We start from the raw sequence: 16,925 nt of genomic DNA on the forward strand, positions 1-16,925 counted from the left end.
CGTCTTGAACAGGCTGATCTAAGATAAAAAATGCCTTGTAATTAAGGCTTATTGAATCAATATTACAAATATGAAGAACATAAACACACTCGATGTCGGTAGAGCATTCTTGGGTATAACTGCAACTGTAATTGTAGTGCCAACGCTATGGGCCGATTTTATTTACCCATATTGGAAGTCCGCTTACGAACACTGGTCTATGAATCGGCAAATCAGTGAGTTTGAAAGCGCAATAGTAATCATACCTGCATATTCATGCGATTGGGTTACGGCCGGAAACATTTTTAACGAGTTGAACGACGAATCAAAGGATGGAGAAGTAGACCTTCACCGCTTTGGTTTTACTGTTTCGGAAGCTTGGTACGGAGAAGAAATATATCTGATGCCAGACGGAGCATCCTCGATGCTGGTTGCTACCCAGTACGGTTCGGTCACACTCTTTAAGGACGGTTTGGTCGTTTATATTTCGACCCAACAACGAAATTTGAATGGCAACGATGAGAGCATTGCGCTTACGTTACGCAATGAGAACGGAGTTGAGATCACGCGTGAAATAACAATCGATATGCGAGAGCAAACGGTCACTGCAAATGCGTTTGCCGACTACGGAAATCAGGTCGGAGAAATGACGCAAGCTGACGGGCTTGAATACTACAAGTCAAGCCTAAATGAACTGGCAATTACGCTTGGCTGGACGGAGAGCGATCGTATTGTTGGTATAGATGGTAGCAATACAATTTTAACTTGGACTGGCGACGACTATATAATCGGAGGGGATCAGTCGGATTTCCTATCAGGCGAACAAGGCAACAACACCCTTGTTGGTAGGCTGGGGGGTGATGTGTTCAGCCTGCATGGAGACAAGGTGCTTGATGACATCTTTGATGTTATAAAGGATTTCACGCCAGGCGATGGCGATGTGATCCACCTCTCATCCATCATTGGTGAACGAGTCAGCCCCCTGAATTACATGCACTATTTAAAACTCGAATACGGGGCTGATTATGCAAGCTTGTTGGTAGATCAGGATGGAGATGCAACTTCGACAACCTGGTCTGAGGTTGCGCGATTGGAGTACCATTCGGAGTTCCAGGTTAGCCAGTATAGCCTTTTAGAGCTTATCGAACGTGGACAGATTACGTCGAGTTCGCATGTGCCGAATGTCTTCCGAACGCCCGATGGCAATTTGGCGAGTATATAACGACACGCCAAATGCCATGACTGATAATGCCAAAAGGCTCGACCTTCACTAATGAGCGCTTAAGTTCGGAACCCGTGTCTCAATCAGATGACTGCAATGTGATGATCAAAAAGGACGATGGTCAATCCAACTGGCACCATTGTGATGATACGAATAAATTTTTAGTGTTGAAAGAAACGCTGCGCGTTGAGTTGAGGGATTGCGACGTCGCGCTTCAGCCAAGTGACTTTTCGTCATTCTAAAAAGGTTGGCGCGTAGGCTGGTGGCTGAGCAGAACGTGCGTTTTTGTCCATAAACCAAGAGGCGGCCAAATACAGAGATACAGAAACTGCGGCTAAAAAGGGCCTTTTAACGCTGCTATTCACGCGAACCGCATCATGCTGCACAAAGGGCTCAAACTCGCCGTTCGCGCACTATTCAAAACTCTTAGCAAACACCATCTCGTCGTTCTTGAAGCTTTTGAACTCCAGCGCGTTGCCCGCCGGGTCCTTGACGAAGAAGGTACCCTGCTCGCCGGGCTGGCCTTCAAAGCGCACATAGGGCTCGATGATGTAGTCGATACCTTCTTCGGTGAGGCGCGTGTGCAGCGCGTCCCAATCATCCCAGTCCATCAGCACCCCGAAATGGCGCACCGGCACCGCTTTGCCATCGACCCCATTTTGAGCCGCTTCACCAACTTCTTCAGGCGCCAGATGCGCGACGATCTGATGGCCAAAGAGGTTGAAGTCCACCCACCCATCCGTTGACCGGCCTTCCGAACAGCCCAGCAGCCCACCATAGAAGCCGCGCGCCGCCGTCAAATCGTCGACAGGGAATGCCAGGTGAAAACGCGGGCGTTTGGTCGTATCAGTGCTCATGGGGTCACCCTCTCGATTCGTTTCCTCTCTCGTTATCGAACGCCGTCCGATGTTCAAGCCCTTACTGACAAACCTGCAAGCCGGTCGCAGGCGTATCTCCTCGGTGCTGCCGAACCTGGAAATGCCGACGACTGTGGACGTGCGTGGCGAGCCACGTCCATTGCGGGTTCGGGTGCATGCCAACGCGCGGCGCATGATCCTGCGTTTTGACGTGCGAACGGGCGAGGGCAAGCTGACCGTACCGCGCGGCACACCGGCAAGCGCTGCACTCACCTTCCTGTCACAAAGCCGGGGTTGGATCGACGGTCACGCGCCGGAGCTTCCAAGCGCGCAAGGCGCGCTTCACCCGGACAGTTTGCCCTTTTTCGGCGAGGAACACCGCATAGTCCCGACCGGCAGAATTCGCGGCACGGTGTCCCGCGATGCGGAAAACACGCTTCGTGTGCCAGGCGCGCCGCACCGCATCATGCCAAGGCTGGCCCAGTTCCTAAAAAGTGAAGCCGAACAGTCGCTTACGCCGCTTGTGATGGAACTTTCAGGACAGTTGGGCAAGCGTCCCTCGGCCATTCGCTACCGCGATCCGCGCTCGCAATGGGGCTCCTGCTCGTCAGCGCGGGTGGTCACTTTGTCCTGGCGCGTGATGATGGCGGCACCCAAGGCCCAGCACTATCTGGTGGCCCATGAGGTGGCGCATTTGGTCGAGATGAACCACAGCCAACGATTCTGGAAGGTGGTCGCCAGCCTCGATCCGAACTGGCGGGCAGGCCAAAAGGCGCTCAAGGCAGCCGAAAAACGCTTGATGGCGATCCGCTTCTCCTAAGAAGGCGGTGGTTTCACCCGAGATCCGGCGCGTGCGTTCACGACAATCAGGGCGACGATGCTCATCAACAGCGTGAACACCACGCAGAATACGAACAGCGCCGTCGAAAACCAGTCCTGGCGGTCCACATAGGCAACGTCGCGCGACACGCGCACGGTGACTGAACCGCCCAACGGATAGGCATCGCGCAAGGCATCCTGGGCTTCCAGACGGCTCGTAAAAACGCCATCGGGCGGTTCAACGCCATAAAGCGCAAGCAACCGGCCGGAGCGTTCCTGCGCCAGGCGCACCTGCACATCAATGACGTCAGGGCGGCGCCAACCACCCGGCGGTCCATCGCGCGGCTCGACAATATCGGCAACCTGCACCAAGGCGTCGGTTCTCTGGGCAAACAGCGTCCAGATCGGTGGCGATGCCAAAAACCAAGCGGCAAGTGCGATGCTCAGCGGCACGAAGATGCCCACCAGGATCAAAACGACCGTGCCCGTTTTGGCGCCGCCTCGTATCAAGAGGAAAGCGAGCAGGCCTACAAAGACAAGAAAGAGAAAACCGAACATGGCGGCCAGCCTTAGCCGATCGGCCTAAAAAATCGACCCCAGAAAACGGCTGAGCGGATTGGATCCGCCCGATGGCGGTTGGCTTGGCAACACAATCGCAGAGGGATCATCGCGCCGGGCTGGCACGCCCTGGCCCACAGCAACGCCCGGAATGGGCTGATTGCCAATGATCGCTGCAGGATTGAGTTGCGCAAGGCTCGCCGCGTCGGTGCCGGGTAGCATGGCGATCGGCACACCGACATGGGCATCGGTCATATAGGCCTGCCAGACTTCAGCGGGCAGACCGCCGCCGGTCACACCATCCATGGGCGAATTGTCATCATGGCCGAGCCAAACGCCGGTTGTGAGATTGGCCGTGTAGCCGACGAACCAGGCATCGCGCAGACCTTGCGTGGTGCCGGTCTTGCCAGCACCGGTCCAGCCTTCAAGCGCCGCGCGGCGACCGGTGCCGATGATCAGCGTGCGCGAGAGCATCGCGTTCATCGCCCGGCTATGGGTAGGATCGATGACCCGCCCAAAGCCAGATGCGTCGCGAACATAAAGCACGTTGCCGGCGTCATCGCGCACGCGCAGTACGACATGCGGGGCCACCGCAAAGCCACCATTGGCAAAGGGTGCGTAGGCCGCGGTCAACTCCAAAGGTGAGACTTCTGACGTGCCAAGGGCGATGGAGGCGTTGCGCTCCATCTCGGACTGGATACCAAGGCGCTGGGCTGTGTTGATCACCCGCTGCGGGCCGACCTCGTAGGCAAGCTGGGCGGCAATCGTGTTGAGCGAGAGCGCCAGCGCATCGGCCAGCGTGACCGGACCGCGATACTCGCGCGAATAGTTCTCAGGCGACCAATCACCGAACCGCACCGGTACGTCATTGCGCATGGTGGCCGGTGAAAGGCCTTGTTCCAGCGCCGCCAGATAGACGAACGGCTTGAAGGCGGAGCCAGGTTGGCGGAAGGCATCAGTGGCGCGATTGAACTGGCTTTGCTGATAGTCGCGCCCGCCGACCAAAGCCCGCACGGCCCCGGTGCCATCCAGCGAAACGACAGCTCCTTGCAATTCACCATCGTTCTGGTCGGCCAAGGCTGTACGCAAGGCAAGCTCGGCACGGGCCTGAAGATAAGGGTCGATGCTGGTTTCAACCGTGATGTCGCCTTCGATCAACGGCAAGATCCGGTCCAACTCGTCCATCACATAGTCGGCCACATAATTGGCGGCGCCACGCCGCGCGCGATCCATCGTGGCGGCGGGATTGTTGCGCGCCAGCGTCATCTCTTCTTGCGTGATGAAACCTTCTTCCACCATTGCCTGCAGCACCGTGGCCGCGCGCGCCTCGGCCCCTTCAGGGTTGCGCGTCGGCGCCCAGCGAGAGGGTGCGCGCAGGAGACCGGCCAAAATGGCCGATTCAGCCAGAGTAACCTGGCTTGCCGGTTTGCCGAAATAACGTTGCGCTGCGGCATCCACACCATAAGCGCCCGCACCGAGATAAACCCGGTTCAGGTAGAGCTCCATGATCTCATCTTTGGAGTAGGTCGCTTCCAGCCAAACGGCGAGAATAAGCTCCTGGATCTTCCGGCTGATTGTGCGGTCGGCGGTCAAGAACAGGTTTTTCGCGAGCTGCTGCGTCAGCGTTGAGCCGCCCTGCACAAACCGACCGGCCTGGGCGTTCACCACCATCGCGCGGGTCAGACCAATTGGATCAAGGCCGAAATGGCTGCGGAAGCGCCGGTCTTCAATCGCGATCACAGCATTGGGCAAATAGGCCGGCAGCTGCTCCAAGCGAATTTGCTCGCCGCCCGTGTCACCACGGTTGGCCAGAAGCTGTCCATCATTGGCGATGATGCGTACATTGGGCGGACGCTCCGGTACCCGCCACTCAGATGCGGGCGGCAACTGCATGGCGTGATAGGCGATGACACCAGCAAGACCGATCACACCCCAGATTGAGAGCACAAAACCCCAGTAGAGCGAGCGACCGAGAAACCGGCCGAACCAGCCACGCCCTGATCCACCGCCACGACCACCGCGTTTCTTGCGCTTGGCCTTGGTGCGGCGCTGCGCAGGTGCGCGACACGCCGTATCGCCTTGCGGACGTGCAACAGGACGCGAAGGACCGCGCGAAGGCCCATCAAAGCTCGGCTCGATGCGTTGATCGCGGGCAGGTGCACGGTGTGATGGGCGTCGCGAACGCGCCATGGAGGCCTCAATTCGTTAATGCAGCGGGCGTCAGGTAGGACCCGGATCACCTCCTACAAGAAGCGCCTTTGGCCTTAAGACCACGTAAAGACTTGCGAAGGTCGATCGAAACCCGCTGACGTTACGGGCGGCTTAACCCTAACCGGTACAATTCGTCGAAAACGCGGCTCAAACTTGGTAGTTTTACGCGGGGAATACGGACGGGCAGCTACTTTTCGACTCAATTGGGTCCAAGCGAAAGAACCGCGCTATGCGTTTGTCCGGTGCCACTGCCAACTCCGCCAGCACTGCCTCGCCGTCGGCTGTGAAGCCTGCCCTGTTCACGACCCCGGAGGGACGCGTCGATTGGGTGGACGTCGCCAAAGGCATCTGCATCCTTTTCGTGGTGATGATGCATTCCACGCTCGGCGTCGAAGAGCTCACCGGCGCGACCAGTTGGATGGGTACCATCGTGGAATGGGCGCAGCCCTTCCGCATGCCGGACTTTTTCTTCATTGCCGGCTTGTTCCTGGTCCGCACCATCGATGCGCCCTGGCAGCGTTATCTCGACCGCAAAGTGGTTCACTTTGCCTATTTCTATGTGCTTTGGATGGTCATCCAGGTGGCCATCAAACATGGCGCTCTAACCGGCGATGTCACCGGGTCGCTGCACTTGATGCTGCAGAGCCTCTATCAGCCGTTCGGCACCCTTTGGTTTGTTTACATGCTGCCGATCTTTTTTCTGGTCGTGCGGCTGACGAAGCATCTGCCGGTCTGGTTGATGCTCGGCATTGGCGCAGCGCTGGAAATCGCGCCCATCGGCACCGGCTATCTGTTGGTGGACGAGTTCGCCTCTCGCTTTGTCTACTTCTACGCAGGCTATGCGCTGGCGGGCTATGCCTTCGCACTGGCCGACAAAGCCACCGCACGTCCAATGGTCGGCTTGATGGGTCTGTTTGCTTGGGGCGTGATCAACACCGTGGCTGTTTTCACCGATGTTGAAGTCTTTGGTGCGACCTATGCCATCGCCCATCTACCATTCGTATCTCTGGCGCTCGGTGCGATGGGTGCGCTCGCGGTCATCACTACGGCAGCGTTGGTGACGCGCACGCTGGTTGGCAGGAGCTTCTCCTACATGGGCGCTCGCTCCATCGTCATCTATCTGGCGTTCTTCCTGCCAATGGTCGTGGCGCGTGAGGTCGGATTCCGGCTCGGTCTGATCCCCGACACCGGTACGTTGGCGCTGATCACAACGCTCATCGCGGCTGTCTCGCCACTGCTCGGCTACTGGATCATCCAGAAAATCGGCTTTGGTCGCTTCCTATTCGAACGTCCGGCCTGGGCCTATATTGACGCGCCTCGGAGCGGACAACGGGTGACAATCGCACCGGCTGAATAACAGTTCAAAGCCCGATTTCTGATCTGGTTTGGTGGGCGCGTTCCTCTTAAGGTCGCGCCACCATGACAGATGCTTCGACCGACGCTCCAACGCGCCCGCTGACCTCCGACGACCATCTGATGCTCGTCGATGGCTCAACCTACATATTTCGCGCCTACCACGCCCTGCCACCGTTGACCCGCAAATCCGACGGCTTGCCTGTCGGCGCAGTGTCGGGGTTCTGCAATATGCTGTGGAAGCTGCTCGCCGAACCTGATCCGGAGCTTTTGGGATCGCCGCCGACGCATTTTGCGGTGATCTTCGACCATTCTTCCTATTCGTTCCGCAACGACATCTATCCCGACTACAAGGCGCACCGGCCCGAGCCGCCGGAAGATCTGCGCCCGCAATTCCCGATCATCCGCGATGCCACCCGTGCCTTCAACGTCGCCTGTATCGAGCAGGAGGGGTATGAGGCCGACGACCTCATCGCCACCTACACCACCCAGGCGGTGGACGCGGGCGCGCATGTCTCCATCATCTCCTCCGACAAGGATTTGATGCAGCTGCTCACCATGCCCAACGTGGTGCTGGTGGACACGATGAAGGACAAGCGCACCGGCCCCGATGGCGTGGTGGAGAAGTTCGGCGTGCCGCCGGAGAAGATGATCGATCTGCAGTCACTTGCCGGTGACTCGGTCGATAACGTACCAGGCGTCCCGGGCATTGGCGTGAAGACCGCTGCGCAGCTTCTGGACGAGTTCGGCGATCTGGAAACATTGCTCGCCCAAGCGGAGACCATCAAACAAAACAAACGCCGCGAAAACTTGATCGAGTTTGCCGATCAGGCCCGCGTTTCCAAACAGCTGGTGACGTTGAAACCTGATGTGCCGGTGGCCGAACCGCTGGAAACAACGCTTGTGCGCGATCTTGATGGCGAGCGATTGATCAGCTTCCTGAAAGCCATGGAGTTTACCACGCTCACCCGCCGCGTGGCTACCAAAACCGATACCTCCACCGATGAGGTGCAAAGCGCTTCAGTATCCACCCCTGGCTTTGAAGGGGCCAAGGTCGAAGACCGTGTCAAAGCCGACGGCGAGATGACGCCGGCGGCTCTCGCTGAAAAACGCGCCAATGAGGCTGCGTCCGTCACCATTGACGCGACAAAGTATGAAACCATCTTCGATCCGGCGAAGCTCGAAGCTTTGTTTGATGAGGCGCGCTGGTCCGGCATTTTAGCGTTTGACACCGAGACCACTTCGCTTGATCCGATGCGCGCCGACCTGGTCGGCTTCTCCTTCGCCCTGGAGCCCGGTCGCGCCTACTATGTGCCGCTGATCCACACCTCCGGCGATGATCTGCTGGGCGATGGCCACGACGACCGCCAAATGCCCGCCGAAAAAGCGCTAGGCCTGCTGAAAGCCGTGTTGGAGGACCCGGCCATCCTGAAGATTGGCCAGAACATGAAGTACGACATCTCGATCATGGCGAACCACGACATCGAGGTTGCCCCGTTCGATGACACGATGCTGCTTTCTTATGTTGCAGGCGCTGGCACCGGCGGTCACGGCATGGATGAGCTGTCGACCAAATGGCTGGGCCATACGCCGATCCCCTACAAAGAGGTCGCGGGCTCCGGCAAGTCGATGATCACCTTCGATAAGGTGCCCATCGACAAGGCCACCGAATATGCCGCCGAAGATGCCGACATCACGTTGCTTCTGTGGCGGACGCTGAAACCGCAGCTCATCCCGCACAAGGCGGTCACCGTCTACGAAACGCTGGAACGGCCTCTGGTACCGGTGCTCGCGCGCATGGAGCGCAACGGCATCAAGGTCGACCGGCAGATGCTCTCGCGCCTGTCCGGCGATTTCGCGCAGGGCATGGCCTCGCTGGAAGCTGAAATTGCCGATATTGCCGGCGAGGATTTCAATGTTGGCTCCCCCAAACAGCTTGGCGATATTCTGTTCGGCAAAATGGGTCTGCCTGGCGGCAAGAAAACCAAAACTGGCGCTTGGGCAACGCCTGCCTCGGCGCTCGAAGATTTGGCCGCCGAAGGGCACGAGCTGCCGCGCAAAGTGCTTGACTGGCGGCAGTTACAGAAGCTGCGCTCCACCTACACCGAGGCCTTAGCGCAGGCCATCAACCCCGACACCGGGCGCGTGCACACGAGCTTTGCCTTGGCCGCCACGTCCACCGGACGCTTGTCGTCCTCCGACCCTAACTTGCAGAACATCCCTGTGCGCACCGAAGCAGGGCGGAAAATCCGTAAGGCGTTCATCGCGGAAGATGGCTGCAAACTGGTGTCGGCTGACTACAGCCAGATCGAGCTGCGCGTTTTGGCGCATGTTGCCGACATTGATCAGTTAAAGCAGGCCTTTGCCGATGGCCTAGACATCCACGCGATGACGGCAAGCGAGATGTTCAATGTGCCCATTGAGGGCATGGACCCGATCGTGCGTCGGCAGGCCAAGGCGATCAATTTCGGCATCATTTACGGGATTTCGGCCTTCGGTCTGGCGAACCAGCTGGGCATCTCGCGCTCCGAGGCCGGCGATTACATCAAGACTTATTTTGAGCGTTTCCCCGGCATCAAACAGTATATGGATGACACCAAGGCGTTCTGCCGCGACCATGGCTATGTGGAGACGATTTTCGGCCGCCGGGCGCACTATCCCGATATCAAGGCGAGCAACCCAGCGATGCGCGCCTTCAACGAACGCGCCGCCATCAATGCGCCGATCCAGGGTTCAGCGGCGGATATCATTCGCCGCGCGATGATCCGCATGGACCGCGCTCTGGCGGACGCGAAGCTGAATGCAAAAATGCTGCTTCAGGTGCATGATGAATTGATCTTTGAGGTGCCAGAGAGCGAGGTGGATGCCACTTTGCCGGTGATCGAGAAGGTGATGATCGACGCGCCAAACCCAGCGCTGGAGCTTTCCGTACCTCTGGAAGTGGACGCCCGCGCTGCGGATAACTGGGACGACGCGCATTAGTGGTGCTATGTCATCCTTGTGCTGGTCACAGGAAAGACGTCACTCTAAACCCGCACAAAAACCCCATCGCGGCGTTCATCACCAGCGCCTTCCACTGAAATGCGGCCATCGGCATTGACCCGCCGCTCAACACCATGGGCACCGCCGAAGAACATGGACGGCTCGTCCCAGATCCGGTGGTCTTCAAAGGCGCGTTGCAGCGGTTCAGGATCACCGTCCGGCTCGGCGTCCAAGCAGCCTTCCTCCACATGCACGCGCGGCGCGCGGATGGCATCTTCCAGCGGCTCACCATGTGCGCCCCAGCGCAACAACACCTGCGCCATGGCAGAGCGGATACGGTTGGAACCGCCCGACCCCAGCGCCAGCAGACCACCCTTGTCGTCGCCGACCAAGGTTGGCGCCATCATCGACGAGAGACGTTGGTCTGGCTGCCAGGACCCTGGACCATCGGCGAGCAGATCATCCTCGCCGAGCATGTTGTTGAGCATGAACCCGCAGCCGAGCACGATCGCGCCATTGCCTTCACCATTGGACACTGTGATCGCAACCGCGCGCCCATTCCTGTCGACCACCGAAACATGGGTCGTGCCGCGTGACGCCACCGAGGCTGGCTTGCCGCCCATCATACGATCATCAAAGCCTTGCGGCTTGCCAAGATCTCGCCATCGCCGATCCACAGCATCAAGGGCCTTGGCAAAGGCCAGAGGGTCGTAGCGATCGCTGCCTTGGTAGCTGGCAAGAACGGCGGCGATCAGGCCGCCACCCGCTGATGGTGCAGGATTGGTGTAGAGTTTTCGTGTTTGGCCCACCGCGCTCCGGTCGTCACCGCCCGACCGCTCGGTTGGCGACGCCTGGACGGGCATTGGTCTTGTCAGCGGCTCCCGCCAGACCGGTTCATAGGCACTGATATCCTCAAAGGTCAGATGCCCGCCATCCACGGCTTCCACCATGAGGTGCGCGATTTCGCCGTCTTTCGCCAGTCGAACGCCTTCGCGGGCAATCGCGTCGAGCGCATCGGACAGTGGCGGATTGACGATGCGGTCGCCCGCGTCGAGCAGCGCGCCGTCACGTGTGTTGAGGGCGCGTGCCTCTGGCGTGGCCACCAGGATTGGTTCCACGATGGTGGCGAGCTTGGCCTGAAACGGCGAGATCGTGACGCCTTCCTTGGCGAGCGCAACCGCAAACTCAGCCAGCCGTACCATCGGCAGCGTGCCGTAGCGCGCGTGCAGTGTGAACAGACCTGGCAGGAAACCGGGGGTGGCCACCGACCCCGGACCAATGTGAAAGCCCTGGGTCACGCCGCCGAAATCAGCCTCCACGGCGTTCAGCCCATCATGACGTTTGCCATTGGCGCGTTTCGGCGTGTGGACGAAAAAATCAAGGCAGGCCGGCGCGCCACCGTCGGACACCAGGGCAAAGCCGCCGCCCGCGGGCGAGGCCAGCACCGGTTCGCACACACAGGCCGTGAACATGGCGGCAATGGCAGCATCCACCGCCGTGCCGCCATCGGCCAAAATCTCCGCGCCTGCCTGAGCCGTCAGTGTGTGCCCGGCGGCGATGCCACCCTGTTCTTTCATGGGCAGCGGTATAGCGCTTTATTCGGCCGCCTCAAGAAATCCCGGCGCCGCATCGAGCACGGATTGCCCGACATGGGGGGCGTAGGCTTCAAAATTCTTGGCAAACATACCCGCCAACTTGGCCGCCTGCGCGTCATAAGCGTTCGCATCGGCCCAGGTTTGCCGCGGATGCAGCAGAGATGGGTCGACACCCGGCACATGGGTTGGCACCAGCAGACCGAAATGCGGATCGGGCTCGAACGTTGCATCCTTCAGATGGCCGTCGAGCGCAGCGTGGAGCAGCGCGCGTGTTTGCTTGATTGGCATACGCTTGCCGGTGCCATAGGCTCCGCCGGTCCAGCCGGTGTTGACCAGCCAGCAATCCACCGCGTGTTCGCCAATCAGCTTACGCAACAGATCGCCATAAACAGAAGGATGACGCGGCATGAAAGGTGCACCGAAGCAAGTGGAGAAAGTGGCTTCCGGCTCAGTGACACCCATCTCCGTGCCCGCCACCTTAGCCGTGTAACCGGAGAGGAAGTGATACATCGCTTGCTCAGGCGTCATTTTGGCCAGTGGTGGCAGCACGCCAAAAGCATCGGCGGTAAGCATGATGATGTTGGTCGGATGGCCAGCGCGGCCGGACAGCAGTGCATTGGGAATGTAGTCGATGGGATAGGCACAGCGCGTGTTCTGCGTGCGTGATCCGTCGTCAAAATCGGGAATGCGCGTGTCTGGATCGATCACGACATTTTCCAGCACCGTGCCGAAACGCTTGGTTGTGGCGTAGATTTCCGGTTCCGCCTCCTCCGACAGATTGATCGTCTTGGCGTAACAGCCACCTTCGAAATTGAAGACACCCTCTTCGCCCCAACCATGCTCATCGTCGCCGATCAGGGTGCGTTCAGGATCGGCGGAGAGCGTCGTTTTTCCTGTGCCGGAGAGGCCAAAGAAGATCGCCACACGGCCTTCATCATCCACATTGGCCGAGCAGTGCATGGGCATCACATCTTCAGTGGGCAGCAGGAAGTTGAGCATGGAGAAGACGGACTTCTTCATCTCGCCGGCATAATGCGTGCCACCGACAAGGACGATTTTGCGTGTGAAGTCGCAGGCAATAACCGTCTCCGAGCGGCAGCCGTGGCGCCCTGGGTCCGCCTTGAAACTGGGCAGATCGATGATGGTCATCTCCGGTGCAAACGAAGCCAGCGCCTCTCGCTCCGGGCGCAGAAGCATCGTGCGGATGAACAGCGAGTGCCACGCTTTCTCCGTGATCACGCGCGTCGGCAGTTGGTAGCGCGGATCAGCGCCGCCATGCAGGTCTTGCACGAAGAGGTCCATGCCTTTGGCGTGGTCCAAGAAATCCGCATGCAATATGTCGAACGCCTCTGGCGTCATCGCGCCATTGCCGTCCCACCACACGGCGTCTTCGGTCGTGGCATCGCGCACAATGAACTTGTCCTTGGGCGACCGTCCGGTGTGCTTGCCTGTGTCGGCCCGCAAAGCACCACCAGCGACCAGCTGAGCCTCGCCGCGGGCGACTGCCTGCTCATAAAGCGCTGGCGCCGTGAAGTTCCAATACACATCGCCAAGATCAAAAAGTCCTGCGGTGTTCAGTTCTACATCAGCGTTCCAGAGCCCGTGCTGTGCCACGTTGCGGTTTCCTCGTGTTCGCGTTTGGGCGCCGAAAACCTTACCTTCTCGGCTTTCCCACCCCCGGCTCCAGCCATGCTGCACTGCAGCGTCCAAACCGAGGGTGGCGAGGCTTTACGGGGTTGGCCAAACCTGAACAACAGTCGGCGGACGCGAATTGATCAACATCATGAACATTCCCAGACAAAAGCGTTTTCGGTGCTCAATCGGGCGGCAGAGCCGTCCTTTAAGCAACTGAAATGCTAGCCAGACTAGACCTTTGCGTCGTTGTCGGCTGTCGGGGACGAAAAGTCCAAAACCGTGAAATGCCGGCCGACAGCATCAAGCCGCAACAGGCTTTGATCGCCTTGCCATAATTTCCGCGCAATCCAATCGACAACCGGTGCCCAAGCATCCGGGCTGGAGCTGAGCCGCGATGCGTTTGCCGATCCGTCAAGCGCACGCCACCCGACGCCGCCAAATAAGGCGGCGGCGTCGCGGACAACCGCGCATTTTCACCATGTGGAAAGCGCAGAAGACCAATTGTGGCAAATCATGCTACAGCCGAACCATGAAAGAGCTTAGCCTTGCAAACCGATCGTATGTCGCTTGTCCGACCGTCGCCCAAAGGAGCAACCATGCCGACCATTGCGCTGGTTGACGACGACCGCAACATTCTGACCTCCGTGGCCATCGCGCTGGAGGCCGAAGGCTATCGCGTGGAAACCTACACCGATGGCGCGTCGGCGCTTGACGGCATGCAGATGGCGCCGCCCGACCTGGCGATTTTCGACATCAAGATGCCACGCATGGACGGCATGGAGCTGCTGCGCCGGTTCCGTCAAATCTCAGATCTGCCGGTGATCTTTCTCACTTCCAAAGACGATGAGATTGACGAGCTCTTCGGCCTGAAAATGGGCGCCGATGACTTCATCAAGAAGCCGTTCTCGCAGCGAGTTTTGGTTGAGCGTGTGCGCGCGCTTCTACGCCGGGTTCAAGCCCGCGCCGGTGGCGGAAATGGCCATGGTGCCGTGGTGCCAGAGGTGAAGGCCAACGGCGAAGAAGCCGGCCAGGTGCTCAAGCGCGGCGACCTAGTGATGGACGAGGATCGGCACGCTTGCACCTGGAAAGAGAAGCCGGTGACGCTGACCGTGACCGAATTCTTGATCCTGCAATCCTTGGCGCATCGCCCGGGGATCGTGAAAAGCCGCAATGCGCTGATGGATGCGGCCTATGACGATCAGGTGTATGTTGATGATCGCACCATCGATAGCCACATCAAGCGCCTGCGCAAGAAATTCAAGCAGGTCGATGATAGCTTCGATATGATCGAAACGCTTTATGGTGTCGGCTACAAATTCAAAGAGAGCTGAGTCCGCGCGGGGCTTGGCCTTGTCGCGAGTATGTTAGGGCTGGATGGTAGACCGCAGCGATGACCAGATCAGGTTCGCTGAAACCGACGTAGGCCGGGCCGATGGGTCCGACCTACGATCGAGCCCGATTGGCCGTTTTGTGCGCGCCTGGCGGGTGCGCCGCGCTCGTCGTAGAGCGGCTACACGGTTCACCATTTTCTCCTCGCTCACCCGTCGCATTTTGATTTTGAACCTGGTGGGGCTGGTGGCCCTGGTGACGGGTATTTTGTACCTCAACCAGTTCCGCGAGGGGCTTATCGATGCGCGCGTGCAGAGCCTGTTGGTGCAAGGCGAAATTATCGCAGGCGCCATTGTTGCCTCGGCCAATGTCGATGACGACAACACCATCGTTATCGATCCGGAACGTCTGTTGGAGCTCCAGGCCGGCGAGAGCCTATCTGTTTTTGACGACCCGCTGGAAAGCCTGGAATTCCCGATCAACCCGGAGCGTGTGGCGCCAATTCTGCGTCGCTTGATCACGCCAACAGGCACGCGGGCGCGCATTTATGATCCTGAGGGCAGCCTCATCATCGACAGCCAGGCGCTTTATGCGCGCGGGGCGATCCTGCGGTTTGATCTGCCCACGACCACCGGCAACGAGCCGGGCTGGTGGGACAAGATTTGGCAACGCGGACAACTCTATCTGCGCCGTTTCGACATGCCGCGTTACGAAGAAATCGGAGGCGCCAACGGGATGGTGCTGCCGGAGGTCCGCTCTGCCATGGCGGGGGAACCGGCAAGCATCGTGCGCGTCAATGATCGCGGCGAATTGGTTGTCTCAGTGTCGGTGCCTATCCAACGGTTCCGCGCCAACCTCGGCGCGCTGTTGCTCTCCACCCAGGGCGGCGATATCGACGCGATCATCTTCAATGAGCGCATGTCGATTTTGCGCGTCTTTCTTGTGGCGGCTGGTGTGATGGTAATCTTGTCGCTCCTCTTGGCAAGCACGATTGCCGGGCCGGTGCGCAAGCTTTCCGATGCTGCCGACCGCGTGCGTTACTCGGTGAAAGCGCGTGAAACGCTGCCAAGTTTCCAAGGCAGGCGCGATGAGATCGGCCATTTGGCGACCACGCTGCGTGGCATGACCGATGCGCTCTACAATCGTATGGACGCCATTGAGAGTTTCGCCGCCGATGTCAGCCATGAGCTGAAAAACCCACTCACCTCGTTGCGATCAGCGGTGGAAACCTTGCCGCGGGTGACCAGGGAAGAAAGCCGTCAACGGCTGCTTGAGGTGATCGAGCATGATGTGATGCGGCTGGACCGGTTGATCTCCGACATCTCCGATGCCTCGCGTCTTGATGCCGAACTTGCCCGCGAGGACGCGACGATCATCGACGTGAAGCCGTTGATTGAAGCCGTCATCGGCGTGCAGCGCGAGCTGGCAGCCAAAGACAGCATCTCCATCAAACTGGCGTTCACCCAGTCTGGCGACCAGGGATTCGTGCTTGATGGTCACGAGTCACGCCTTGGCCAAGTGTTCACCAATCTGCTCGACAACGCCCGTTCGTTCTCGCCGGACGGCGGCACGATCCATGTGCGCGTGCGCCGCGAGGAAGACGCCATCGTCATCGATATCGAAGATGAGGGCCCTGGCCTGCGGCCCGATGTTTTGGAGCGCATTTTTGAGCGCTTTTACACTGACCGCGCCGAACAGTCGGGCTACGGCAACAATTCCGGACTTGGGCTCTCGATCTCCCGTCAGATCATAGAAGTGCACGGTGGCACGATCGAAGCAGGCAACCGTTCTGGCCCAGATCCAGATACACCCGGCGGCGCTCGCTTTACGGTGCGTCTGCCGGCAAGCTCAGACGACCAAGCCTAATGGCCGCAACCGAAGAATCGACCGCCGAGGGCAATGCGGCGGTGCATGCCACGGCCTTGGCTTTGGGCGGCGTCGGCATCATGATCCAAGGCCCGTCCGGCGCCGGGAAGTCCCGTTTGGCCTTCGCTCTGCTGGAAGCGGCCGGTTGCAAGCCATCCTCCAGCAAGGGGTCGCAGACCGACGCGGCAACGGCGCTGATCGGCGATGATTACATCACGCTCGATCCTGGACCCGACGGCTACAATCTTCTCGCCAGTCCCGCGCCGAACCTTGCCGGGCTCATTGAAGTGCGCAGCATCGGCATCCTTGGGCTACCCTGGCGAGCGTCGACCGTGGTCCAACTCAGCGTTGAAATGGCGCCTTTGGAAGACCTTGAGCGCCTGCCGGAAACCGAAATGATCGACGTGCATGGGCATGCACTGCGGCACCTGATGGTGCCAATCGGCGACCTTGCCCACCAGATGGTTCTGGTGCGAACGGCCGCCTCGTTGATCACCCGTTAGCAGGCGCACAAAAAGC

The 16,925-nt window shown here is 59.3% G+C and carries 12 protein-coding genes; 7 read left to right on the top strand and 5 right to left on the bottom strand.

Annotated elements, in window-relative coordinates:
- The first annotated feature begins 109 nt into the window (after nt 1-109).
- Entirely contained in the window at nt 110-1,201 is a 1,092-nt protein-coding gene (locus tag JJ917_09540; GenBank protein MBO6699062.1) for a calcium-binding protein, read from the top strand.
- A gap of 413 nt (nt 1,202-1,614) precedes the next feature.
- On the opposite strand, the gene JJ917_09545 is transcribed toward JJ917_09540, so the two are convergent.
- Complete coding sequence (locus JJ917_09545; protein MBO6699063.1) at nt 1,615-2,058, bottom strand: VOC family protein; 444 nt, start codon at nt 2,056-2,058, stop codon at nt 1,615-1,617.
- Nucleotides 2,059-2,107: 49 nt separating this feature from the next.
- Here JJ917_09545 and JJ917_09550 point away from each other — a divergent pair, with 49 nt between their 5' ends.
- Nucleotides 2,108-2,878 carry a M48 family metallopeptidase gene (locus JJ917_09550; protein MBO6699064.1) on the top strand — a complete coding sequence of 257 codons (771 nt, stop codon included), beginning with the start codon at nt 2,108-2,110 and terminating at the stop codon, nt 2,876-2,878.
- Here the strand turns inward: JJ917_09550 and JJ917_09555 are convergent.
- Both JJ917_09555 and JJ917_09560 read right to left on the bottom strand, forming a co-directional pair.
- Complete coding sequence (locus JJ917_09555; GenBank protein MBO6699065.1) at nt 2,875-3,435, bottom strand: hypothetical protein; 561 nt, start codon at nt 3,433-3,435, stop codon at nt 2,875-2,877. The two genes, JJ917_09550 and JJ917_09555, sit on opposite strands and share 4 nt — an antisense overlap.
- 24 nt (nt 3,436-3,459) lie before the next feature.
- Nucleotides 3,460-5,625 carry a penicillin-binding protein 1A gene (locus tag JJ917_09560; GenBank protein MBO6699066.1) on the bottom strand — a complete coding sequence of 722 codons (2,166 nt, stop codon included), beginning with the start codon at nt 5,623-5,625 and terminating at the stop codon, nt 3,460-3,462.
- A gap of 250 nt (nt 5,626-5,875) precedes the next feature.
- Here JJ917_09560 and JJ917_09565 point away from each other — a divergent pair, with 250 nt between their 5' ends.
- Nucleotides 5,876-7,003, top strand: a complete 1,128-nt coding sequence (locus JJ917_09565; GenBank protein ID MBO6699067.1) for an acyltransferase family protein — start codon at nt 5,876-5,878, stop codon at nt 7,001-7,003.
- Nucleotides 7,004-7,101: 98 nt separating this feature from the next.
- Nucleotides 7,102-9,981, top strand: coding sequence for a DNA polymerase I (gene polA / locus JJ917_09570; GenBank protein ID MBO6699068.1), 2,880 nt, complete (start codon nt 7,102-7,104; stop codon nt 9,979-9,981).
- 44 nt (nt 9,982-10,025) lie between these two features.
- Here polA and JJ917_09575 read toward each other — a convergent pair whose 3' ends face one another.
- Entirely contained in the window at nt 10,026-11,558 is a 1,533-nt protein-coding gene (locus JJ917_09575; protein MBO6699069.1) for a gamma-glutamyltransferase, read from the bottom strand.
- Between the two features lie 18 nt (nt 11,559-11,576).
- On the bottom strand, nt 11,577-13,190 hold the full coding sequence (locus JJ917_09580) for a phosphoenolpyruvate carboxykinase (protein ID MBO6699070.1): 1,614 nt from the start codon (nt 13,188-13,190) through the stop codon (nt 11,577-11,579).
- A gap of 617 nt (nt 13,191-13,807) precedes the next feature.
- Here JJ917_09580 and JJ917_09585 point away from each other — a divergent pair.
- Genes JJ917_09585 through JJ917_09595 form a run of 3 tightly spaced genes read left to right on the top strand, consistent with a single transcriptional unit; the run spans nt 13,808 to nt 16,909 of the window.
- Complete coding sequence (locus tag JJ917_09585; protein MBO6699071.1) at nt 13,808-14,542, top strand: response regulator transcription factor; 735 nt, start codon at nt 13,808-13,810, stop codon at nt 14,540-14,542.
- A gap of 43 nt (nt 14,543-14,585) precedes the next feature.
- Nucleotides 14,586-16,406: a sensor histidine kinase gene (locus JJ917_09590; protein ID MBO6699072.1), complete on the top strand. Its 1,821-nt coding sequence runs from the start codon at nt 14,586-14,588 to the stop codon at nt 16,404-16,406.
- Nucleotides 16,406-16,909 carry an HPr kinase/phosphatase C-terminal domain-containing protein gene (locus tag JJ917_09595; GenBank protein MBO6699073.1) on the top strand — a complete coding sequence of 168 codons (504 nt, stop codon included), beginning with the start codon at nt 16,406-16,408 and terminating at the stop codon, nt 16,907-16,909. Before JJ917_09590 ends, JJ917_09595 begins: the two co-directional genes overlap by 1 nt.
- Nucleotides 16,910-16,925: the final 16 nt, after the last annotated feature.

Source organism: Hyphomicrobiales bacterium, assembly GCA_017642935.1.
GTDB lineage: Bacteria > Pseudomonadota > Alphaproteobacteria > Rhizobiales > MH13 > MH13.

Bases quoted from the DNA above. Each gene is read 5' to 3' on its own strand.
- JJ917_09545 (MBO6699063.1), bottom strand. From the start codon at position 2,058: ATGAGCACTGATACGACCAAACGCCCGCGTTTTCACCTGGCATTCCCT.
- JJ917_09550 (MBO6699064.1), top strand. From the start codon at position 2,108: ATGTTCAAGCCCTTACTGACAAACCTGCAAGCCGGTCGCAGGCGTATC.
- JJ917_09555 (MBO6699065.1), bottom strand. From the start codon at position 3,435: ATGTTCGGTTTTCTCTTTCTTGTCTTTGTAGGCCTGCTCGCTTTCCTC.
- JJ917_09560 (MBO6699066.1), bottom strand. From the start codon at position 5,625: ATGGCGCGTTCGCGACGCCCATCACACCGTGCACCTGCCCGCGATCAA.
- JJ917_09565 (MBO6699067.1), top strand. From the start codon at position 5,876: ATGCGTTTGTCCGGTGCCACTGCCAACTCCGCCAGCACTGCCTCGCCG.
- JJ917_09575 (MBO6699069.1), bottom strand. From the start codon at position 11,558: ATGAAAGAACAGGGTGGCATCGCCGCCGGGCACACACTGACGGCTCAG.
- JJ917_09585 (MBO6699071.1), top strand. From the start codon at position 13,808: ATGCCGACCATTGCGCTGGTTGACGACGACCGCAACATTCTGACCTCC.
- JJ917_09590 (MBO6699072.1), top strand. From the start codon at position 14,586: ATGGTAGACCGCAGCGATGACCAGATCAGGTTCGCTGAAACCGACGTA.
- JJ917_09595 (MBO6699073.1), top strand. From the start codon at position 16,406: ATGGCCGCAACCGAAGAATCGACCGCCGAGGGCAATGCGGCGGTGCAT.